This is a genomic window from Nitrospirillum guaranorum, from assembly GCF_034653275.1.
GTDB lineage: Bacteria > Pseudomonadota > Alphaproteobacteria > Azospirillales > Azospirillaceae > Nitrospirillum.
The window spans coordinates 2,439,650-2,462,500 of record NZ_JAYEES010000003.1 but is presented as its reverse complement, the minus strand read 5'-3'; the positions used below and the strand labels follow the sequence as shown (position 1 = coordinate 2,462,500).

Below are 22,851 nucleotides of genomic sequence, written 5' to 3'. Positions count from 1 at the left end.
TCCACGTAGAAGGCCCCGCCGGCGCCTTTCTTCAGGGCGGGCAGCAGGCAGGCGCCCAGGCGCAAGGCATCCTCGTCCACCTTGCCGTTGGGGCAGGCCAGGGTGGGGATGAGCCGGGCGTCGTACCGCCGGGACAGCTCGTTCAGCGCCGCCCGGGGCACGCAGATGGCCAGCATGTCGAAGGCGGAGGTCATCAGCCAGCGCGGCCGTTGCTCCAGATGCACGATGGAGACGCCGCCGGCGGCATGAGCGCCGACCGGCATCTCCCGCCCCTCCCGCCAGGCGCGATGGCGGGGCAGGGGGACCAGCTGCAGCAGGACGAGGAAGGTGTCCTCCGGATCGAACGGCTGGGTGGGGCGATGATCGTCGGCTGGGGAATGCAGACGCGTGACGCTGAGGCTGGCGTCGGCATGACGGCAATCCACCGACAGGCGGGGGCCCGCCGGCAGATGGAAGCGTCGCGCCAGCTGGGCAACCTGGGCACTGGTCTTGGGGCCCCCCAGGCCGGCGCTGTCGCTGACGGACAGGTCCGCGGCATCGTCGGCGCCATCGGCGGCGGGAAAGGTAAGGGGTAAGCTCAAGGCGGCCGCTGGATAGTCGGCCTGAAGGGCGGGATACGACATGTCCGGGACTTCCTTCCAGGTGGCGCCGAGGTTTCTTTGCTGGGCACTCTGTTCGGCGGGTGACACACCCGAAGAAAAACCCGGTGGCCGGATCAAACCGGACAGGAGGGCATATAAATTTTTTAATGCGGCTGCTTTACCTCCCCGCCGGCGGCGGCCACCGCGTCCTGCGCCTGGCGGATGAGCGGGCTGTCCGGCGCGTCGCTGCGCCGGGCATCGGCCAGTGCCGTCATCGCGTCCCGCGCGGCCCCCGCCCCATCGCCGGCCGCCCGGCGCACGGCGCTGCGGGTCAGCAGCAGGCTGGTGTCGAGGCGGACGTTGTGCGCCGCCTGAACTGGGCCATAGGCGGCGAAGGCCTGCTCCACCGCCTGCGCCGCCGCCGGCATGTCGCCCCGGCCCAGGGCCAGGCGGGCGCGGCCGGCCCAGGCCAGGGCCATGGCGGGCGAGGCCGGCTGCACCTGCCCCTGCAAGGCCAGGATGATGTCGAAAGCCTGGCCGGCGGCGCCTTTGTCTCCGTCGGTCAACAGGAACCAGCCCAGCCGCCCTTCCGCCTCCACGAAATCGAAGCCGCCGGGCTGGGCCTTGGCATAGTCGGCGGCGGCCTGGGTCAGCAGCGCCCGGGCCTCCCCAGGCCGTCCCGCCATGCCATAGGCCGTGCCCAGCTGGGCCCGCAGCAGGCGCAGCATGCTTTCATCCGTCAGGCGCTTCTCGAAAATGGCGCGCAGGCGCTCCAGGATGGGAATGGCCTCGCTGGGCCGGCCCTCATTGCTCAGGGCTTCGGCATAGGCTTGCCATGCCATTTCCGCCATCTGGTCGGCGCTGGCCTCCCGCGGCAAGGTCCTGGCCAGTTCCTCGAACAGGGCCATGGCCTCCGCCCGTCGTCCCCGCTTGTGCAACAGGGTGGCCAGACGGGCCTGGGCGGTCCAATAAAGGCCGCCTTGCCCCACGGTTTCCAGCGCCACGGCGGCGGCCCGCTCATAACTGCGCTGGGCCTCTTCCAGCCGGCCTGCCGGCTCCAGGGCGTTGGCGCGGTTGATCAGGATGTAGACCAGCGTCACGTCATCGCCGCTCTGGCTGAAGCGCGCCAGGGCCTTGTCATAGAGGGCGACGGCGCCGTCATATTCCCCCATCCGCTTGTGCAGGATGGCGGCGCTCTGCAGGGCCGACGGGTAGAAGGGGTGGTCGGGGGCATAGCGTTCATAGAGCGCGACCGCCTGGTCGACGTCGGCGCGCCGGATGGCGACGGAGCCGGGATCTCCATGCATCGCCTCGGCCTTGCACAGCAGCCAATAGGCGCGCACCGCCGTCTTGTCCTGGCCGGAGGTGCGCAACAGCGCGTCCGTCTTGTCCAGCAAACCGTTCGCCTGGGGTAGGTCGCCGGCCATGATGGCGTTCCAAGCCTGCCGCAGCATCATCTCGATGACCAGCGGATGGCTCTCGCCATAGACCGTGCGGGCCAGGGCGGCCCGCTTCTCCACCATCTGCGCCGTGCGCTCCGGGTCGCTCAGCGCCGTGTAGAGGTCGCTGGTGATGCCGTAGAGTTCCAGCGCCAGCTCCGGATCCTGCGCGAACTCCCGCTCGATACGGTCGACGCCCAGGTCCAGCAGCTTTTCCGCCGTGACGTCGCGGCGTTGCCTGTCCTTGGGGAAGCCAGGGTCGCGGCCGGCATAGAGACTGAGGACGAAGGCCTTGATGGTTTCCGCCCGGGTTGCCTGCCGCTGGGCGCGCAGGTACTGCCAGGTGACGCCCCCAAGGCCGCCCAGGATGGCCAGGGCCAGCAGGCTGGCGGCGGCGATGGGTAAACGGTGACGCTTCACGAAGCGGCCCGCGATATACAGGCGGGATCCCGACCGGGCGGAGACCGGCAGCCCCGCGCGCATGCGTTCCACATCCCGCATCAAGGCGCCAACGGTCCCATAGCGCTGGGCCGGCTCTTTACGCAGGGCCTTGGCGACGATGGCGTCCAGGTCGCCCGTCAGCTCCTTCACCGGGACCGGCGGGGCGCCATCGGACCGCGCGGCGAACTGGGACAGGGGCGGCGGCACCTCCTGTAGGGCGGCGCGCACGGCCAGCGCCAGGGGCATGCCCTCCAGCGTCCAGGGCCGCGCCCCCGCCAGCAATTCGTAAAGCAGCATGCCCAGCGCGTAGGCGTCGGTGGCCGTGCTGACCGGGCCGCCCAGAAGCTGTTCCGGCGCGGCATAGCCGGGGGTGAGGGGGGCCAGCAGGGTGTCGGGATTGGCCTCCGCGCCGGTGACGATGCGCTTGGCGATGCCGAAATCCAGCAGCTTCACCTGCCCCTGGGGCGTCACCAACACGTTGCCGGGCTTCAGGTCGCGATGGACGATCAGGTTGCGGTGGGCGTAGGCCACCGCGTCGCAGACGGCCAGGAACAGGGTCAGGCGGCCATCCAGCCCGATCCCGCGATCGCGGCACCAGGCGGTGATGGACTGCCCCTGCACCAACTCCATGACCATGTAGGGTTGGCCGTCATGCATCCCGCCGTCCAGGATGCGGGTGATGGCCGGATGGTCCAGGTTGGCCAGGATTTGCCGTTCCGTCTGGAAGCGGTCGACATGGTCGATGGCTTCCCAACGGATCAGCTTCAGGGCCACCTGCTGGTCGAAATGACCGTCGGCCCGTTCCGCGCGGTAGACCTCGCCCATGCCGCCCCGCCCAATGGCACCGACGATGCGGTAGGCACCGACCCGCTGCCCCGGCGCCAGGCTGGCGAAGGTGGCGGCATGGCGTTCCTCAGGTGCGGCCTCGCCAGGTGGGGCTTCCCCGGGCGGATCGAGGGGAGCCGGCCCCTGGAGCGCCGGCCGGTCCAGCCAAGTCTCCTCCCGGGCCATCTGGTCCAGCAACTGCCGCAGTTTCGCCAGCAGCTTGGCGTCGCCGCCGGCCAGATGCAGCAGGGCCATCGGTTGCTCTTTGGCCGGGAGGTCCAGCAGATGGTCCAGCGCCGCCTCTATGCGTCCCCAGTCGTGGGTCGCGGTCATCGATATGGTCATCGGCACCCAGTCCCCCTCACGTCCCGGCGGCGGCGGCCACGGCGTCGCGCGCTTGGCGGATGACGGGGCTTTCCGGCGCGTCGGTCCGCTGGGCGTCGGCCAGCGCCTGGGACGCGTCCTGCCTGGCCCCCGCCTTGTCGCCGGCGGCCAGGCGCACCGCGCCGCGGGTCAGCAACACGGTGGTACGGATGCGCACGTCGTGCAGGGCCCGGATTTGCTGGTAGGCGGCGAAAGCCCGGTCCGTCGCGGCCTTGGCCGCCGCGATGTCGCCATGGGCCAATGCCAGGCGGGCCCGGCCGGCCCAGGCCAGCGTTGGCGCGATGGAGACCGTGGCCGTCGTGCCAGCATCGGCCACGATACCGTCGAAAACCTGGGCGGCCCCGGCATCGCCCTGGTCCAGCAGGAACCAGCCCCATCGGCCGCGCAAATCCAGCGCCTCCGGACTGCCGGGGGTGCCGGCGTAGCCATCCAGGGCCTGTTGGAATTCGATGCGGGCCTGATCGGGATGGCCCGACTGACCGTAGGCCTGGCCCAGCTGGGCGTGCACCCGCCGCACCGTGGCGCCCAGGCCGCCGCCCGCCATGAGGCGCCCTTTCAACTCCTCCAGGTAAGGGAGGGCATCCACCGCCCGGCCTTCCATGATGACGCTCTCGGCGTGCATGAGCCTGGCGATATAGGAATAGTCGGCGGGGGAGGACGGGGGGCTGGGCAACACCTCCCGCATTGTGGCGAATTGCGCCGTGGCCTCGGTGCGCCGCCCCTGCAAGTCCAGCATCCGGGCCAGCTGAGCGAGGCTCATCCAATAGGGCGCGGAGACGCCTTGGGATTCCAGGGCCAGGGTCGACACCCTCTCCAGATTCTTGCGCGCGTCATCGAGACGCCCCGTGCGCTGGAACACGCTGACCTGGTTGTAGAGCAAGGTGATCAGGGTGTCGCTGTCCTGCTCGGCGGCCGGCAGGGCCTTGAAGTGATCCAGGGCCTGCTGGAACAGGGCCGTGGACTTTTCAAAATTCCCGGCCTGAGCCTGCGCCAGTCCCGCCGCCTGCAACGCCGTCACATGGAACACGTGGTCGGGCGCATACCGCTCGAAAGACTTCAGTGTTTCGTCCAGGGCGGCCAGATGCGCGGCGCTGCCGGCCTCCTGCTTCGACAGCATCTGCGCCTTGTTCAGCCACCAGCGCGGGCGGATACCCTCGGCACTTTTGCCCGCGGCGCGAAGCAAGGCATCGGTTTTATCCAACAGCCGCTGGGCGGAGGCCAGATCGCCGGACCGCCAAGCATCCGCGCATTGGGCCAGCATGGCGTCGATGACGATGGGGGTCGCCTCCCCATAGGCGTCGCGGGCGGCGGCGACCTTCTTCTCGATGATCTGGGCCGCCCGGTCGCGATCGTCCAGGGCTTCATAGAGCTGGGTCGTCAGGGTGTACAGCTCAAGTTCCAGTTCCGGGTCGCCGGCGAACTCCCGCCCGATCCGGTCGGCGCCCAGGTCCAGCAGCTTTTCCGCCGTCACGTCACGGCGTTGCTTGTCCTTGGGGAAGCCGGGGTCGCGGCCGCTGTATAGGCTCAGCACGAAATTCTTGATGGTCTCGGCGCGATTGGCCTGCTGCTGCGCCCGTAGATATTGCCAGGTGACACCGCCCAGGCCGCCCAGGATGGCCAGGGTCAGCAGGCCGGCCGCCGCGATGGGCAGCCGGTGTCGCTTGACGAAGCGGCCCGCGACGTAAAGCCGGGAACCGGCGCGCGCGGAGACTGGCCGCCCCTGGCGCATGCACTGGATGTCACGGACCAGGTCGTCGACCGTCTGGTAACGCTGGTTAGGTTCTTTACGCAGGGCCTTGGCGACGATGGCGTCCAGGTCGCCCGTCAGCTCCTTTACCGGGACCGGCGGGGCGCCATCGGACCGCGCGGCGAACTGGGACAGGGACGGCGGCACTTCCTGCAAGGCGGCGCGCACAGCCAGCGCCAGGGGCATGCCCTCCAGCGTCCAGGGCCGTGCCCCCGCCAGTAACTCGTAAAGCAGCATGCCCAGCGCGTAGGCGTCGGTGGCCGTGCTGACCTGGCCGCCCAGAAGCTGTTCCGGCGCGGCGTAACCGGGGGTCAAGGGCGCCAGCAAGGTTTCGGGGGCACCCCCTTCGCCGGTGACGATGCGCTTGGCGATGCCGAAATCCAGCAGCTTCACCTGCCCCTGGGGCGTCACCAGCACGTTGCCGGGCTTCAGGTCGCGATGGACGATCAGGTTGCGGTGGGCGCAAGCGACCGCGTCACAGACGGCCAGGAACAAGGCGAGGCGGCCATCCAGCCCGATCCCGCGATCGCGGCACCAGGCGGTGATGGACTGCCCCTCCACCAACTCCATGACCATGTAGGGCTGGCCGTCGTGCATCCCGCCGTCCAGGATGCGGGTGATGGCCGGATGGTCCAGGCGCGCCAGGATCTGCCGTTCCGCCTGGAAACGGTCGACATGATCGACGGCTTCCCGACGGATCAGCTTCAGGGCCACCTGCTGGTCGAAATGACCGTCGGCCCGTTCCGCGCGGTAGACCTCGCCCATGCCGCCCCGGCCGATCGGCGCGATCACCCGATAGGCGCCGACACGCTGCCCCGGCGACAGCCCAGTGAAGGGTGGCGGCGCGATTCCGTCGACCGGGTCAAGGCCGGCCGGCCGGTCCAGCCACGTCTCGTCCCGCCCCGCCTGCGCCAGCAGGGTGCGCAACTCAGCCAGCATGATGGCGTCGTCGCCGGCCAGGCGCAGCAAGGCCGCCGGGCGGCCGCTCGTCGGCAAATCCAGCAACTGATCCAGCGCCGCCTCGATATGGGGCCAATGGGTCTTGGCGGTCGGCGACATGGATATCCCTTTCCGGTGAACAGCGGCAATTTTCCACCATATCCGGGTAGGAATATTGAAATCCCTAGATTATTCCGGGAATGAGCGTTGCGCTCGGCGAAGCGATTTTTGCCGACGAGCGCTCCGGTCACGGCGAGGGGGCGGCTCATCCGGGAAAGAGATAGCCGCAGCCGGTATCGCTCGGATCGTGGGCCATGATGCGATCATAAAGTGCGCCCTGGTCGGCCAGCAGGCTGTCCGCCTCCTCCGCCAGCACCCAGCCGGCGGCCACCTCGCGGGCGATGGCGGCCTGCGCCTTGGCCAGGAAATCCTGGCGGCTGGCGTAGCGGGCGGCCAGCGACGGCCGGGGATCATGGGTCGCCGCCCGCTCCTCCTCCGTGCGGGCGAAGGGAACGAAGGACCCGTCGAAGCGGGTTTGGTAGGCGCCGAACCCCGTCTCTGGCGCCCGCAGGTTCCAGCCGGTGTGGGTGCCCAGCGGCACCTCCAGCTCCACCTGCCGGATGCCGCCCCGGTCGTTGCCGTCGGCATCGGGGGCGGGCACGCGGGTGGGGTAGGGCTGGCCTCGCGCCGGGGGCACGGTGTCGGCGATGCCCTGGACATAGCGCGGCCCGAAATCCAGGCGCGGCGGCATCAGGGGGCTGAGCGGCGGGGTGAGGCCGGGCACCTTGGCGAAGGCGGCCTTGTAGGCGTCGGCGGTGACCAGGGTGCCGTCGGCCAGCGTGGGCACGGCGCTGTCCGGCGGCGGCGCCTTGCCCTGCACCCAGTTGTCCAGCGCCACCACCAGCGCGCGCTCCACCGGGTAATGGTTGGTGGTGTTGACGCAGGCGGTGTAGGGCCAGCGCTCATGGCTGCGGCCGACATAGTGCTGCGATCCCGCCAGCATGTAGATGCGGGCGGACGGGTCGATGGCGGCGTCCGCCGTGCCATCCGGCGTGATGTGCAGCAGGGAGGCGGAACGGTTCCAATACTCCGCCGATGTGTTGGCGAAGATCATCTTGGGCAGCGGTCCGGCCGCCCGCGCGCCGTCCAGCAGGGAAGCCGTTTGTTTCGTTACCGGATCGGTTGAGGGCACGGTGGTGAAGGGGAAGGCGTCGGAGAAATAGATCTGCTCGACCAGCGGGCTGAAGTGCCGGGTGGCCATGCCGAAGCGCTGGTTGAAGGCGCCCTTGCCGGCGCCGGGCACCTGGGCATAGGCGCCGTCGAAGGCCGGGCGCCCCTCCTCATCCCGGTTCCAGCCGTTGTAGAGCATGGTGTCGATGACGCGCCCGGACTGCGAAATGCCGAAGATCAGGGCGCGGTCCAGGGGCTGCTGCCCGGCGAAGGGCTGGGTCTTGAAAAAGGACAGCAGGTCGCGGATCCCGGCCAGGCCCACGCCCACCACGTACGGATCGCGCGAGGGGACGACCACCTCATAGATTTTGCCGATCTGGAATCCGCTCTCGCTGCGCACCTCCACCGGCAGGCCGCCATCGGGGTTCTCCACGAAGGCCCAGGCGTCGCGGGCGATGGCATGGCGGGGCGCATCGGGGGCGTCCCGCTCCGTCAGCACGGCGTCGGGGGCGCCTTCGGTGGCGAAGGGGTAGGGGACGCCCTTCATGCCGACGTAGGCGGCGGTCTTGGCCGGCTTGTCGACGATGAACTCATAGGCGGCCTTGCCCAGGATGGGCTTGCCATCCCTCTCCCGGGCCACCGGCGGCTTCAGGATGAAGGGCTTGTCGCCGGGGCCACCCGGCTGGACATCCCAGGTCCAGGCCGACCACAGCAGGGTGTAGCCGCGCTTGAAGAAGAAGCCGTTGCCGGTGTCGGCCAGGGTGGTGGGGTCGTTGTGCGCCGGACCGTGGCCGTTGACCTGGCCCAGGGCCGCGATGCCGCCCCGGTTGTTGACGTCATAGAACAGGGCGCCGTTGCGCCCCGCCGCGTTGGCGGGACGCAGCATCAGGAAGTCGGTGGCGAAGACGACGTGGCCGTGGTCGTCCTTGGGCGCCAGGCCCAGGTCGGTGATGCGGGCGTTGGCCGGCAGGGTGGGGTCCAGCGCGATCCAGGCCGTGCCCCGGATCTTCTCGTAGGGGCCCACGGTGCCGAAGGGGACGCCCTCGGCCAGCACCGTGCGCTCCGTGATCTCCACCCGTTCCACCGCCGCCAGGGCGGGCGTGGCCGTCAGCAACCCCATCAGGACGATCAAGCGCCGCATTCTCACTGCCCCTGTTTATTGCTTGTGGGGCGAGGCTAATGCGGTGTCATGCCGGGATCAACCGGGATGGCCCGCCCTGCCCAGCGCCTGGTCCAGTTCCTGGATGGCGCAGACGATGTGGTAGAAGCTGCTGGCGGGGGCGGCCTCCTCGACGAAGGTGCCGTCCGGGTTCAGGCGGTCGCGCCATAGGCCCTTCACCGGGGTGTCGAAGTACTTCATCAGGCCGCGCCCGCCGTTGGCGGCCATGGTCCAGTAGGTGTCGCTGCGATCGGCGTCGTCGCGGGTGGCCAGCGCCGCCAGCACGGCGCACTTGATGCGTTCCGTCTGCGGCCACAGGCGGGCGACGGGGTCGTGGGGGGTGAGGTCGTCCAGCAGGGCGTTCATGGCCACGCCCCGCGCCGGGTCCACGCCCGGTCCCTCGCCCACGGCGATCATGCGCCAGGCGGCGTCCGAGGCCGCCTTGTTGCCGGTTAGCGCCGCCCAGCGCAGCATCAGCCACGACCATTCGAACTGGTGTCCCGGTTCCACGATGCGGCCGGGCGTGCCGGCCTGGGGCCGCCAGTCGCCGTCGAAGAATTCCTTCAGCCCGCCCATGTCGTCGTCGATGAAGCGGCTGAGCGCCAGGCCCACGATCTCTTCCGCCAGGTCGCGCCAGCCGCTGTCCCCGCCCTGCTCCATCCAGGCCAGGCTGGCCTCCAGCATGTGCATGTGCGGGTTGGACAAGAGCGGCAGGGTGCGGGGGTGGCTTTCCTCGAAGCCGCCCTGGGCGTGGTGCAGGGTGTCCAGCAGCCGCTGACGCAGGGCCACGGCCATCTCCTCGGGCGTGCGGCTCTCCGGCGTGGCGCTCTGCGCGGCGGCCAGGGCGAACAGGGCGAAGGCCTGGTCGTACAGCACCACGGTGTCGTCCAGGGCGGCGCCGTCCGGCGCCACCTTGGTGCGGAACAGGCCGTCGGGCCGGCGGTAGTGGTTCAGGAAGAAGGTCAGGCCATGCTCCGCCGCCTCGCGCACCGGGCCGTTCCAGCCGGACCGGGCGGCCACGGAATAGGAATAGACCTGGCGGGCCTGCACCCGGGCGCGGCGCGCGTCGTTGGTCGGCTTGCCGTCCAGGCCCAGCTTCTCATGGAAGCCGCCATGCACCCGGTCCGCCCCCACCTCCCACCACAGGGGATAGGCCTGCTCCACCAGCCAGGCCTTCAATTGGCCACGCACGGCGGCGGCGTCGAGGAGGGCGGCTGAAGGCATGGGAAGGCTCCTTGATGTTTGGACAGGCGTAGCGCGGCATATTATAAATGAAAATTGAAATAATAATCGCTCAAAAGGCCCGGCGGCCCCTGGATTGGCACCGTCACGCGGCGGCCGTTTTCATCAAGGCGGTGCGTGACGGCAGCAGGCGGTCGTTGAAGGGCAGGATGGCGGCACCCACCGCCGGCGCGTCCATGGCGGTGGCGGCCCGATAGACCGGGGCGATGACGGGGATGATGCCGGCATGGGCCTGCAGCCGCTCGGTGATCAACTGGGCCAGGCGGTCCAGTTGGGTGGTGGGCAGACGCCCGCCCAGGAAAACGGCTTCCGGATTCACCAGGCAGCTGACGGCGATGATGGGCACGGTCAGCAGTTCCGCCGCCAGGTCCAGCCACTGGGCGACCAGGGCCTGGCCGGCGGTGTCCAGACCGGCCAGCTGGTCCGGCTGGCTCAGCGGATAGCCGTTGGCCTGGAGGAAGCTGAACAGGGCGGACAGCGACACCGCCTCCTGCAAGGAGGTCGCCGGCGTGCGGGGGGAGGAGACGGGCAGGAAGCCGATCTCACCGCTGCGGCCCTGGGCGCCCCGGAAATACTGCCCGTCGATGACCATGCCGCCCCCCAGGCCCCGGCTGATCAGGATGTAGAAGAAGCTGGGGTCGTGCAGGCCATGCCCGAACTGCAGTTCACCCAGGGCCGCCGCCGCCGCGTCGTTTTCCAGGAAGACCGGCAGGGGCAGGATGGCGGAGAACAGCCGGGCGACGTTGACGGTGTTCCAGGCCTCATAGCTGGCGGGGCGGTTGGGCAGGTTCACCCGCCCCAGGTCGTCGGGCATGGCGACGCCGATGCCGACGATGCGGTCCTGTGGGAAGGTGCCGCCGGCCTGCAGGGTGTCCACCTGTTCCTTGAAGAAGGCGGCCACTGTGTCGGGCAAGGGAAAGTCCACGTCCAGGGTGGCGCGATGGCGCACCTGGCCCAGAAGGTCCAGCACCAGCACGGTGACATGGTCGCGGTCGATGTTGACGCCGATGGAGTAGCAGCCGTCCGGGTTGATGGCAAGGCGCATCGCCGGTTGGCCGCGCGCACCGTGCAGGCGGCCCACTTCCATGATCAGGCCGTCGTTCAGCAGGCGCTTGGTGATGTTGGCGATGGCCGGCGCCGTCAGGCCGGTGATGGTGGCCAACTCAGCCCGGGTGATGGGGCCACTGACGCGGATGGCCTGCAGCATGACCCGCTGGTTGTGATCCCCCGCCCGCTCCAGGTTCGTGCCCGACAGGCTGGCGCCCAGCGACGGGTGCAGGTCGGCGGTGCGGGGGGGCACAGGCGCGGGCATCCGGGGCTATTCCTTATTTAAATTTACAAAGTTTATGGGCCGGGATGGTGGGGCATCGCCCGTCCGGACACAATGCGCATTTTCAAGGATTCGGGGGGCGCCGCGACTCCGCCCTGGAATTCAAGGCGAGGCCGGGCGGCCATCGTCGCCTGCCTTGTCCACCCGGCCCTTTTTTGGACCCCACGACGACGCTTTCACGCGCCGAGGATGGGGCCGGCGGCATGGCAAGCTGGCTGCGCGTGATAACCCCGATGGCGATGAACGCTATGATTGCCGATCCGCCTTGACGCCGCCACAAAGCCGCCGCAACGATCGATCGGCGCGGCACTTCCGCCGTCCGCATCCTCCCTCATATCCCGGGGTCTCGCATGAGACGCTGTGCCGCGTTCGTCGCCCGCCTGGTCACCACCGCCCTGGCCTTGGCCGCCCCCCTCGCGTGCGCGCCGGCGCTGGCCGCCGGACCCCTTGCGCCCTCGGGCAACCTGGCGCAAAGCGACACCGACGCCACCGGCGCCTGCGTCTGGTTCAACGGCGCGCTGGCCGAAAACCACGGCGACCTGTCGGGCTTCGTGGCGGTGGAGCCGGCGGGGGACGTGGCCGTCACCGCCAATGACCGCCAGCTGTGCGTCAGCGGGTTGGAGCCGGGCAAGGCCTACACCGTCACCGTCCGCGCCGGCCTGCCCGCCGCTGACGGCAACACCTTGCCCAGGAACCTCACCTTCCATCTGACGATGCATGACCTGCCGGGCAGCGTGCGCATCGCCGGCACAGGCTACGTCCTGCCGCGCGTGGGCAACGCCGGCGTGGCCGTGGAGACCGTCAACATCGCCCGGGTGACGCTGGGCCTCTATCGCGCGCCGGAAACGGCGCTGGCCAATCTGTCCCTGAACCAGGACCCGACGGGTTGGAGCGTGGAGAGCCTGGTGAACGACAAGGTGCGGCCCGTCTGGACCGGCACCATGGAGACCAAGGGCGCGCAGAATAAGCGGACCATCACCAACTTCCCCCTGGACCAGGTGCTGAAGGACCGCCAGCCCGGCGCCTATCTGCTGGTGGTCGAGGATGAGAAGCTGGCCAAGGACCGGGACAACGCCACCTATGACCAGCGCGCGGCTCGCACCACCGCCCGCTGGCTGGTCGAGACGGACATGGCGCTGACGGCGCTGACCGGGGGTGACGGCCTGACGGTCGTCGCCCGCTCCCTGGCCAGGGCCACGCCGCTGGCCGGCGCCCGGGTGCTGCTGCTCGGCCGCGATTCCGGCACATTGGGCGAGGCCAAGACCGATGGCGATGGCATCGCCCGTTTCCCCATCGGGCTGCTGCGGGGCAAGGGCGGGGCGCGCCCGGCGCTGGTGGAGGCCTTCGCCGGCGGCCCCTCGCTGATCCCCTTCGCCAGCACGCCGGCCGACTTCGCGGCCCTGTCGCTGGAGCGGGCCGCCTTCGACTTCAGCGCCCGGGGGGCCGATGGCCGCCCGGACCCCGGTCCGCTGGATGCCTATGTCTATACCGAGCGCGGCGTTTATCGGCCGGGCGAGACGGTGCACGCCGCCTTCATGTTGCGCGACGCCCAGATCCGCACCGCCGCCGTGGACATGGTGGCCGCCGTGGTTCGCCGCAGCGACGGGGTGGAGGCCGCCCACCTGACGGCCAAGCTGAGCAGCGGCGCCGGCACCGTCGACATTCCCATCAGCGCCGCCGCCCCGCGTGGCGAATGGACCATCAACCTGTACGTCGCCGGCGGCGACGCGGTGGTCGGCAGCGGTACCTTCGAGGTGCAGGATTTCGTGCCGGAGCGGCTGAAGGTCGCCATCGGCAAGGCGACGACCCCGGCGCTGGCGGCGGGCCAACCGGCCACGCTGCCGGTGGAGGCGCGCTTCCTCTACGGTGCCGCCGCCGGGGACCTGCCGGTGGGGGGGAGGTGCGGCTGGAACGCGACCCCAAGCCCTTCGCCAAATGGTCCGACTTCGCCTTCGGCCGCGACGATGACAAGTTCGAGCCGCAGACGGCCCCGGCGGTCGACACCCACACCGACGGCGCCGGCAAGGCGGAGGTGGAATTCCCGGTGCCGGAGGCCGGGACCGCCACCGCCCCCCTGCACGCCGTCATCACCGCCGCGGTGGTGGAGCCGGGCGGGCGGGTCACGCGCGACCAGACGGCCCTGCCGGTCACCTATCGCGCCGGCTTCGTCGGCATCCGCCCCCTGTTCGCCAACCGTCGGGTGCGGGAAGGGGGCAGCGCCGACTTCGACATCCTGGCTGTGGACGCCGCCGGCGTGCCGCAGGCGGCCAAGGGTGTGCGCTACACCCTGGCGCAGGCCGACCGCCACTACACCTGGTACCGCAGCGGCTTCCAATGGTCGTACAAGACCAGCGTGCAGTACCGGACGGTGGCCAACGGCACGCTGGACCTGGACGGTGCCAAGCCGGCGCGCCTCAGCCAGCGCCTGGAGTGGGGCGAATACCGCCTGCTGGTGGAAAACCCGGCCACCGGCGCCGTCACCACCCAATCCTTCTACAGCGGCTGGTACATGGCGGGCGCCAGCACCGACGCGCCGGACGTGGTGCCCTCCGCGCTCGACAAGGCGGCCTACGCGGCGGGCGAGACGGCGCACCTGCGTATCGAGCCACCCTTCGCCGGGCAGATGCAGGTGGCCGTCGCCGGGCAGGAGGTCCGCATCCTGGCCACCCGCGCCACGGGGGCGGAACCGGTGACGGTGGACATTCCGGTGAAGGCGGAATGGGGGGCCGGCGCCTATGCCCTCATTTCCTTCATCCGGCCGGCGGACAAGGATGTGGGCCATCAGCCGGTGCGGGCCGTGGGCCTGGCCTGGATCCCCGTGGATTCCGCGGCCAAGACGCTGGCGGTCAGCCTCGACGCGCCCAAGACCCTGCGGCCTCGGCAGAAGGTCGATGTGCAGGTCACGGCGGCGGGGGCCAGGGCCGGCGCCTACGTCACCGTGGCGGCGGTGGATGAGGGTATCCTGCAACTGACCCGTTTCCGCAGTCCCGACCCGCTTGCCCATTTTTTCGCCAAGCGCAAGCTGGGGGCGGAGATGCGCGATGATTACGGCCGCCTTCTGGAAAGCCAGGCGGGGCAGACCGGCGTGCTGCGCCAGGGCGGTGACGGCGGTTCGCCCGGTGGGGTGGGCCTGCCGGTGGTGCCCACCCGCACCGTGGCCCTGTTCTCGGGCCTGGTGGCGCTGGACGACAAGGGCCACGCCAAGGTCACGCTGGACATCCCCGACTTCAACGGCAGCCTGCGCCTGATGGCGGTGGCCATGGACAAGGAGCGCATGGGCATGGCCGAAGGCGCCATGACGGTGCGCGACCCGGTGGTGGCGGAGGTCATCCTGCCCCGCTTCCTGGCGCCCAACGACACCGCCGCCGGCACGCTGCTGCTGCATAATCTGGAAGGGGCGGCGGGCGACTACCGCGTCACCTTGACGGCGGACGGCGCCCTGAAACTGGCGGGGGATGCGAAGCGTACCCTCACATTGGCGTCCGGCCAGCGGGTGGTGCAGCCGGTGGCCCTGGCGGGCGGCCCGGCCGGCATCGGCGGCCTGACCCTGGCGGTGGAGGGCCCGGGCGGGTTGAGGCTGGAACGGTCCTGGCCCATCACCATCCGCCCGGCGGAGGCGCCCATCGTCATGGCCGAGCAGCGCCAGCAGGCCCCGGGTGAGGCCTACACCCTGCCGCCCAACCTGCTGGACCTGTTCCTGCCGGGCACGGGCAGCATCGCCCTGTCCTATTCCAACCTGCCCGGCATCGACGTGCCCGGCCTGATGAAAGATTTGGACCTCTACCCCTATGGCTGCACCGAGCAGACCACCAGCCGCGCCCTGCCGCTGGTGGCGTTCCGCGACCTGGCGCGCCAGCTGGGCCTGGAGGGCAACACCAAGGACCCGGACAACCGGGTGAACACGGCCATCGACCGGCTGCTGCAGCGCCAGGACAGCACGGGGGAGTTCGGCCTGTGGTCGGCGGGGGATGGCCTGGGCGGGCCCTGGCTGCAGATGTATGTGTTCGATTTCCTCACCCGCGCGCGGGCGGCCGGCTATTTCGTGCCGGACGTGGCCATGCAGTCCCTGGCCGATTGGGTGACGCAAGCGACCGACCGGGGCGTGGACGCGCGGGGCGCGGACGGGGAGGCGATGGTCTACGGCCAGTACCTGCTGGCCCGGGGCGGGCACGCCACCCCGGCCAATCTGCGCTACATCCACGATGTGACGGCGGAGCAGTTGTCCAATGGTCCGCTGGCCTACGCCCAGCTGGGCGCCGCCCTGCTGGCGGCTGGTGACAAGGCGCGGGCGGACGTGGCGTTCGAGCGGTCGCGCAAGCGCCTGGGCCAGGGCTCGCGCGACTATTACAGCAGCCCGCTGCGCGACGCCGCCGCCACCCTGGCGGTGGCGGCCGAGGCGGGCAACGCCCCCCTGCAGGAAGCGGCGCTGCACCTGGCGCTGATGGGCCTGAAGGAGCCCTGGTATTACAACACCAACCAAAAAAGCTGGCTGCTGCTGGCCTCGCAGGCCATCCTGGCCAAGGGGCAGCCCATCTCCCTGACCACCACCGGCTATGCCAAGGCCGCCTCCGGCCGCGCGCTCAGCTACAGCCCCAGCCCGGCACAGCTGGCCGCCGGCTTCGGCGTGGTCAACAGCGGCACGGCCGCCGTCTGGCGCACGGTGCAGATGCGCGGCGTGCCGAAGGAGAGCCCGGGCCCGGTGGCGGAGGGCATCAGCCTGACCAAGGAGGTCTACACCATGGACGGCAAGCCCGCCGGCACCGACCACGTCGCCCGTAACACGCGGCTGGTGGTGGTGCTGACCGGCGTGCTGCAGCAGCCGGTGAAGCGCACCCTGGTGACGGTCGATCCCCTGCCGGCGGGATGGGAGATCGAGACCGTGCTGCGCCCGGCCAAGAAGGGCCGGAAGGCGCTGGACTGGCTGAGGAACCTCAGCCGCGCGGCCGTGGCGGAGGCGCGTGACGACCGCTTCGTCGGCGTCTTGGACGCGGGCCAGCCCTCCTGGATTTACCGGGACGAGGATGAGGACGAGGATGGCGGCGGCGAGGCGGATGAGGATACCGGACCCACGCAGGCCTTCCGCTTCGCCTATGTGGTGCGAGCGGTGACCCCGGGGCAGTTCGCCCTACCGCCGGCCTCCACCCAGGACATGTACGACCCGGCGGCCATCGCCCGCACCACGGCCGGCCGCACGGTGGTGGACGCCGTGCCGTGACGCCGGAGTGGCGTTCCCGATTGACCCGCTGGGGGAGGCGCCTGGGCATCGGGGCGCTGGCGCTCGTCCTGCTGGTCGTGGCGCTGGACCGGCTGTTCCCGCCGGACCTGCGGCGCTGGCAGGAGCGGTCCACCCTGGTGACGGACGAGAACGGGGAGGTGCTGCGCGCCTTCATCACCGATGACGGCGCCTGGCGGCTGCCCATGACCGCGGCGGAGGCCAACCCCACCTACCTGGCGCTGCTGCTGGCCTATGAGGACCATCGCTTCTATCACCATCCCGGCGTCGATCCGCTGGCCCTGGCGCGGGCGGCGGCCCAGGCCCTGCGCCATGGTCACGTCGTTTCCGGCGGGTCCACCCTCACCATGCAGGTGGCGCGCCTGCTGGAACCGCGCCCCCGCACGGTGGTGTCCAAGCTGGTGGAGATGGCCCGGGCCCTGCAGCTGGAGGCGCGCTATTCCAAGAGCGACATCCTGGGCCTGTACCTGACCCTGGCGCCCTTCGGCGGCAACCTGGAGGGCGCGCGGGCGGCGTCGCTGGCCTATTTCGGCCGGCCGCCGGCGGCGCTGACCCCGGGGCAGGCGGCCTTGCTGGTGACCCTGCCGCAATCGCCCACCAAGCGCCGGCCGGATCTGGCGCCGATGGCGGCGCGTGCCGGCCGGGACGCCCTGCTGCGGCGCATGGCGGCCAAGGGCGTGCTGAGCCGTCAGGCGGCGCGCGAAGGCATGTCGGAGCCGCTGCCGACCGACCGCCGCCCGCTGCCGTTCCTGGCTCCCCACCTCGCCGACCGCCTGCGCCGCGCCGCGCCGCCGGGCAGCGTCATCGCCAGCACCCTGGACGCCGGCCTGCAGCGGCGGGTGGAGGCCACGGTGCGGGGCACCCAGGATACGCTGGAGCCGGCGGCGGAGGTGGCGGTCCTGGTGATGGAGATCGGCAGCCGCAAGGTGCGCGCCTATGTCGGGGGCAGCTTCACCGGTCCCTTCGGCCAGGTGGACATGGCGGCGGCGCCACGCTCGCCCGGATCGGCGCTGAAGCCCTTCCTCTACGGCCTGGGGTTCGAGGCGCTGCCGCTGCATCCCGAGACGCGCATCAACGACGTGCCCACCGTCTTTGGCGACTACGCGCCGCGCAATTTCGACGGTGGTTTCCATGGCCTGGTCACGGTGCGCGAGGCCCTGCAGCAATCGCTGAACGTGCCGGCGGTGAAGGTGCTGGACCGGCTGGGGCCCGCCCGTTTCCTCGGCCGCTTGCGTGAGGTGGGGGCGCAGGTGGTGCTGCCCCGGCCGGACGCGGCTCCCGGTTTGCCCTTGGCGCTGGGCGGCCTGGGACTCAGCCTGGCCGACCTGACCAATCTCTACGCCGACCTGGGGGATGGCGGCCTGGCCCGGCCGCTGCTGCTGACGCCGTCCGAGGCGCCGGGGCCCAAGCGGCCGGCCAAACGGCTGATGGGCGCGGTGGCCGCCTGGTACGTGGCGGACATCCTGTCGGGCACGCCCCGGCCGGACGGGCGGGCGGCGGTGGGCGGGCGCTGGGTCGCCTACAAGACGGGCACGTCCTATGGCTTCCGTGACGCCTGGGCGGTGGGCTTCACCCCCACCCATGTGGTGGGGGTGTGGGTGGGGCGGCCGGACGGCACGCCCCGGCCCGGCGCCGCCGGCCGCGACATGGCGGCGCCGCTGCTGTTCCGCCTGGTGGATCTGCTGCCCGACCGGGGCACGCCGCCCGAGCCGCCACCTGGGGTGCTGGAGGCCGGGCCCGGCCACGCCCTGCCGCCGGCCCTGGCCCTGTTCGACCGGGGGACGCCCGGTGGCAGCCTGGCCGCGGCCGCCGCCCCGTTGCGCATCGCCTTCCCGCCGGACGGGGCGGAGGTCGAGCGCGCGCCCGGCCGCGATGGCGCGCCCGTGCCGGTGCCGCTGGAGGCACTGGGCGGCCGTCCGCCCCTGCGCTGGCTGGTCAACGGCCTGCCCTTGCCGGACACCGCGACGGGGGAGGGCGCGGATTGGGTGCCCGACGGCATCGGGTTCACCGACATCGCCGTCATCGACGCCGCCGGCCAACGGGCCAAGGCGACGGTGCGGGTTCGCTGAGCGGCGCGGATGTGCGAGGCTGCCCCCCTGGGTGATGACGGCCCGTTGATGACGCAGGAGGACCACCGACCATGACGCGCCCTTCCCTCAGCCGGCGCCGTCCGTGGCGCGCCATCGGCCTGCTGGCAATGATCTGCTTGCCGGCGACGGCCCTCGCCCAGGGGGCGGCCCCCACCGCCGCCGCGCTGACCCCGGCGCAGATGGACGCGGCCTGGCGCCAGGGCTCCGCCAAGGCGGCGCATGAGCGTGAGGTTCTGTTGAGGAAGGTGGCGGCGGGCGACACCGCCGGGCCCTTCCGGGCGGACTGGGAATCCCTGCGGACCTGGCGGGTGCCCGAATGGTACGCGGATGCCAAGTTCGGCATCTTCATCCACTGGGGCGTCTATTCCGTGCCCGCCTTCGGCAGCGAATGGTATTCGCGCCGCATGTACATCCAGGGCAGCAAGGAATACCAGCATCACCTGGCCGTTTACGGCACCCCGGACAAGTTCGGCTACAAGGACTTCATCCCCCTGTTCAAGGCGGAGAAATACGATCCCCGCGCCTGGGCCGCCCTGTTCCGCGCGTCCGGCGCCCGGTACGTGGTGCCGGTGGCGGAGCATCATGACGGCTTCGCCATGTACGCCACGCGCCTGTCCGACTGGTCGGCCCTGCGCATGGGGCCCAAGCGCGACCTGATCGGCGATCTGGTCCGGGCGGTGCGGGCGCAAGGTCTGCACCTGGGCCTGTCCTCACACCGGGCGGAGCATGACTGGTTCTTCGGCGAGGGCCGCAGAATCCCCTCCGACGTGAACGACCCGCGCTACGCCGACCTCTATGGCCCGGCGGAGGCGCGGCTGACGGCGGAGGACACGGGCGACGCCCAGCTGACGGGTGACTTCACCTACGTCTCGCAGGCCTGGCTGGATGACTGGACGGCGCGCACGGCGGAGTTGGTGGAAGACTACCATCCCGACCTGATCTATTTCGACTGGTGGATCAGCCATCCGGCCTTCCGCGCCACCCTGCCCAAGTTCCTGGCCTATTATTACAATACCCAGGGACGGCGCGGCGCCTCGGCGGTGGTGAATTACAAGGAAGGGGCGCTGGCGGCGGGCAGCGGCGTCGCCGACGTGGAACGGGGCCTGATGCCGGAGATCCAGCCCCGCGTCTGGCAGACCTGCACCTCGCTGGGCGACTACAGCTGGGGCTATATCGAGGGTGAGCGGTACAAGTCGCCCGAGAGGATCATCCACCTGCTGGCAGACATCGTGTCCAAGAACGGCAACCTGCTGCTGAACATCGGTCCCCGCGCCGACGGCACCATCCCGCAGGAGGCGCAGGACAGGCTATTGGCCATAGGATCCTGGCTGAAGACCAATGGCGAGGCGATCTACGGCACGCGGCCGTGGCGCCAGTTCGGCGAGGGGCCCGCCCGCATGGCCAGCGGCTCGTTCAAGGAAGGGCAGGCCGACAGGCCATTCGGACCCGAGGACTTCCGCTTCACCACCAAGGGCGACACCCTCTACGCCATCGAGCTGGGCTGGCCCGAAGGCGGGGAGGCCACCATCCACGCCCTGCCGGCGGGGGTGGCGGTGAAGGCCGTCACCCTGCTGGATGGCGGGGCCGGCCAGACCCTTTCCTTCCATCAGGATGAGGATGGCCTGCACCTGGCGGTACCGAAGCGGGCGCCGGGCGATTACGCCTTCGTCTATCGCGTCGAGCGCTGAACCGGGGCCTTGTTAGACGGCGATCCGTCTCAGTTTTGTCATTATTATGCAATGTGGCCTAGGGCGAAGGGACGGTAGTCCCGCCAGTCGCAGGAGACCTATAAAATGCTTGGAAATAACCAAGCCCGGTATCGCCCTTATGAACAGTATATCAACAATAAAATGGGCGGATGATGGGCGCCAGCATGGGCGTGTAATAGGCATAAGTCAGGGGGCGGATGCCAATCCGCCCCGCGTCACCATTTGCGCCATCGTCAAGAACGAGGGCGCCTTCCTGCTGGAATGGGTGGCGTATTACCGCCTGATGGGTATCGAGCGCTTCGTCATCTACAACAACGGCAGTACCGATGATACGCGCGCCGTCTTGGATCGCATCGCCGGCCGGGCCGGCATCACCGTCATCGACTGGCCGTCCACGCCCAACAGCGGTGCCTTGTCCTTCTTCGAGGCGCGGGACCTGGTCCTGTCGCTACCCCATCTGCGGGATTTCAACTGGTGGGGCGACATGACGGTGGGTCCGCAGCTGCGGGCCTACAATCATTTCGTGACCTACTACGCGGCGGAGACGGATTGGGCCCTGTTCATCGACGCCGATGAGTTCGTCGTCAGCCGGGCGGGGCTGTCCTTGCCTGCGCTGGCGGCCTCATACGGCGAGGATCCGGCCGTGGGGGCGGTGGCGCTCAACTGGCGTTATTTCGGGTCCAGCGGCCATCGGCAGCCCGACGGCCGTTTGGTGATCGAGCGCTTCACCCGCTGCGCCCCCACCCTGCATCCCGGCCACGTCCATATGAAAAGCCTGGTGCGCACGGCGGCCCTGGATCGCATGCTGATTCATTCCGGCCGCCTGCGGCAGGGACATCACTATGTCGACGACACCGGAACGCCCGTCGCGTTGCGCGACTTCGCCTTTACGCCCGCCATCTCCCATTCCCGGCTGTACATCCACCACTATTCTGTCAAGTCGCGGGCGGAGTTCGAGCGTAAGCGGGCACGCGGCCGGGCGCCCTTCGCCGATGGCCACCCGCACAAGGGCGAGGGGCTGGATGACGCGTATTTCCGGCGGCAGGATCTGAATGACGAGGCGGATCTGTTGTTGCTGCACCAGGCGCCGGCCGTGAAGGCGGAGATGGCGCGCCTTCTGGGCTGACCCCGCGGGCCCAACACGACGCCCCTTTCAGACAAAATATCCATAAGGCGTGCAAGAGCGCCGGCCGCCACCTGGGGTAGCTTTCCCTTGCGGCGACGGGATATCCCCCCACTCCCCATCACCCCGTCGCTTTCCTCCCCATGGGCGGTACCTGCGGCCCCCCGCCCGCACCGCCATCCTGGATGCCCGCGCCCCGTCCGAGGCGCGGGCATCTTTTTGTCCGCTCACTCCGGCGTGCTGGCGTCGGAGGAGCGCTGCCAGATGTTCAGGCCGGTGTCGACGGCGTGGGCGTCGATTTCCGCCAGTTCAGCGTCCGTGAACGCCAGGTTCCTCAACGCGTCCAGGCTGTCGTCGAGCTGGGCCACGGTACGGGCGCCGATGAGGGCGGAGGTAACGCGCGGGTCGCGCAACACCCAGGCGATCGCCATCTGCGCCAGGGTCTGGCCCCGCCGCTCGGCGATGGCGTTCAGGGCGCGCACATGGTGCAGCGCCTCGGGCGTCAGCAGATCTTCCTTGAACGACCCGCCCTTGGCGGCGCGGGCGTCGGCCGGCACACCGTTCAGGTACTTCTTGGACAGCAAGCCCTGCGCCAGCGGGGAGAAGGCGATGCAGCCGATGCCGCTGCCTTCCAGCGTCTGCAGGAGGCCGCCCTCGATCCAGCGGTTCAGCATGGAATAGCTGGGCTGATGGATCAGGCAGGGCGTGCCCATCTCCTTCAGCAATGCCGCGGCTTTGGCCGTCATCTCCGGCGAATAGGAGGAGATGCCGACGTACAGCGCCTTGCCCTGGCGCACCACCTGGGCCAGCGCGCCCATGGTTTCTTCCAGCGGCGTGGTCGGATCCACGCGATGGGAATAGAAGATGTCGACATAGTCCAGACCCATGCGGCGCAGGCTCTGGTCCAGGCTGGCGATCAGGTACTTGCGCGATCCGCCGATGCCGTAGGGGCCGGGCCACATGTCGTACCCGGCCTTGGTGGAGATGATCATCTCATCCCGGTAGGGCTTGAAGTCCCCAGCCATGACGCGGCCGAAGTTCTCCTCGGCCGAGCCATAGGGCGGGCCGTAGTTGTTGGCCAGGTCGAAATGGGTGACGCCCCGGTCGAAGGCGCGGCGCAGGATGGCGCGGCCGGTCTCGAAGACGTCGGCACCGCCGAAATTGTGCCACAGGCCCAGCGATATGGCGGGCAGGTCCAGGCCGCTGCGCCCGCAGCGGCGGTAGGGCATGGTTTCGTAACGGTCGTCGGCGGCGCGATAGAGGGACTGCATGTTCAGGGCTCCAGCTATGGGGCGGTAACCGGTGGCACCATACGGGGATCGTCAGCGCCCTCCAAGGCGGGAGTTGATTAAACTCATCCGGTCGGGTCGCCCGTCGCCGGCTGCGGCAAACCGACCCGCACTTTCAGCCGAAATCCATAATTGCCACCGGTGTCAATT

Annotated in this window: 11 protein-coding genes and 1 pseudogene (1 of these 12 running past the window's edge); 5 read left to right on the top strand and 7 right to left on the bottom strand. The window is 70.1% G+C overall.

Features of this window, described 5'->3' with window-relative positions; genetic code table 11:
- From UAJ10_RS20205 to UAJ10_RS20180, 6 genes are all read right to left on the bottom strand, one after another.
- On the bottom strand, positions 1–623 hold the 5' portion of the coding sequence (locus UAJ10_RS20205; protein WP_322917026.1) for an AraC family transcriptional regulator. It extends 403 nt beyond the left edge of the window; only the first 623 of its 1,026 coding nucleotides appear in the window; the start codon lies at positions 621–623; its stop codon lies off the left edge, out of view.
- Between the two features lie 122 nt (positions 624–745).
- Positions 746–3,619 (bottom strand): serine/threonine-protein kinase, encoded by a 2,874-nt coding sequence (locus UAJ10_RS20200; protein ID WP_322917025.1) that lies wholly within the window; start codon positions 3,617–3,619, stop codon positions 746–748.
- 28 nt (positions 3,620–3,647) lie between these two features.
- Complete coding sequence (locus tag UAJ10_RS20195; protein WP_322917023.1) at positions 3,648–6,476, bottom strand: protein kinase domain-containing protein; 2,829 nt, start codon at positions 6,474–6,476, stop codon at positions 3,648–3,650.
- A 145-nt stretch (positions 6,477–6,621) separates the two neighbouring features.
- The gene (locus tag UAJ10_RS20190; RefSeq protein ID WP_322917021.1) at positions 6,622–8,667 is read right to left on the bottom strand and encodes an alpha/beta hydrolase domain-containing protein; all 2,046 of its coding nucleotides are present in this window, start codon (positions 8,665–8,667) and stop codon (positions 6,622–6,624) included.
- A gap of 57 nt (positions 8,668–8,724) precedes the next feature.
- A complete protein-coding gene (locus UAJ10_RS20185; RefSeq protein ID WP_322917020.1) occupies positions 8,725–9,909 on the bottom strand; it encodes an AGE family epimerase/isomerase in 1,185 nt (394 codons plus the stop codon).
- A gap of 103 nt (positions 9,910–10,012) precedes the next feature.
- Positions 10,013–11,239 (bottom strand): ROK family transcriptional regulator, encoded by a 1,227-nt coding sequence (locus tag UAJ10_RS20180; protein WP_322917019.1) that lies wholly within the window; start codon positions 11,237–11,239, stop codon positions 10,013–10,015.
- A gap of 368 nt (positions 11,240–11,607) precedes the next feature.
- Between UAJ10_RS20180 and UAJ10_RS20175 the strand changes: the two are divergent.
- The 5 genes and pseudogenes from UAJ10_RS20175 to UAJ10_RS20155 all read left to right on the top strand — a co-directional run.
- A pseudogene (locus UAJ10_RS20175) lies at positions 11,608–13,002 on the top strand (MG2 domain-containing protein); the annotation flags it as partial.
- A 155-nt stretch (positions 13,003–13,157) separates the two neighbouring features.
- Positions 13,158–16,472 carry an alpha-2-macroglobulin family protein gene (locus tag UAJ10_RS20170; protein WP_322917018.1) on the top strand — a complete coding sequence of 1,105 codons (3,315 nt, stop codon included), beginning with the start codon at positions 13,158–13,160 and terminating at the stop codon, positions 16,470–16,472.
- A 20-nt stretch (positions 16,473–16,492) separates the two neighbouring features.
- Complete coding sequence (pbpC, locus tag UAJ10_RS20165; RefSeq protein WP_322917017.1) at positions 16,493–18,559, top strand: penicillin-binding protein 1C; 2,067 nt, start codon at positions 16,493–16,495, stop codon at positions 18,557–18,559.
- A gap of 71 nt (positions 18,560–18,630) precedes the next feature.
- Positions 18,631–20,268: an alpha-L-fucosidase gene (locus UAJ10_RS20160; RefSeq protein WP_322917015.1), complete on the top strand. Its 1,638-nt coding sequence runs from the start codon at positions 18,631–18,633 to the stop codon at positions 20,266–20,268.
- 139 nt (positions 20,269–20,407) lie between these two features.
- Positions 20,408–21,415, top strand: a complete 1,008-nt coding sequence (locus tag UAJ10_RS20155; protein WP_322917014.1) for a glycosyltransferase family 2 protein — start codon at positions 20,408–20,410, stop codon at positions 21,413–21,415.
- A 224-nt stretch (positions 21,416–21,639) separates the two neighbouring features.
- Here UAJ10_RS20155 and mgrA read toward each other — a convergent pair whose 3' ends face one another.
- Positions 21,640–22,683: an L-glyceraldehyde 3-phosphate reductase gene (gene mgrA, locus UAJ10_RS20150; RefSeq protein WP_322917013.1), complete on the bottom strand. Its 1,044-nt coding sequence runs from the start codon at positions 22,681–22,683 to the stop codon at positions 21,640–21,642.
- Positions 22,684–22,851: the final 168 nt, after the last annotated feature.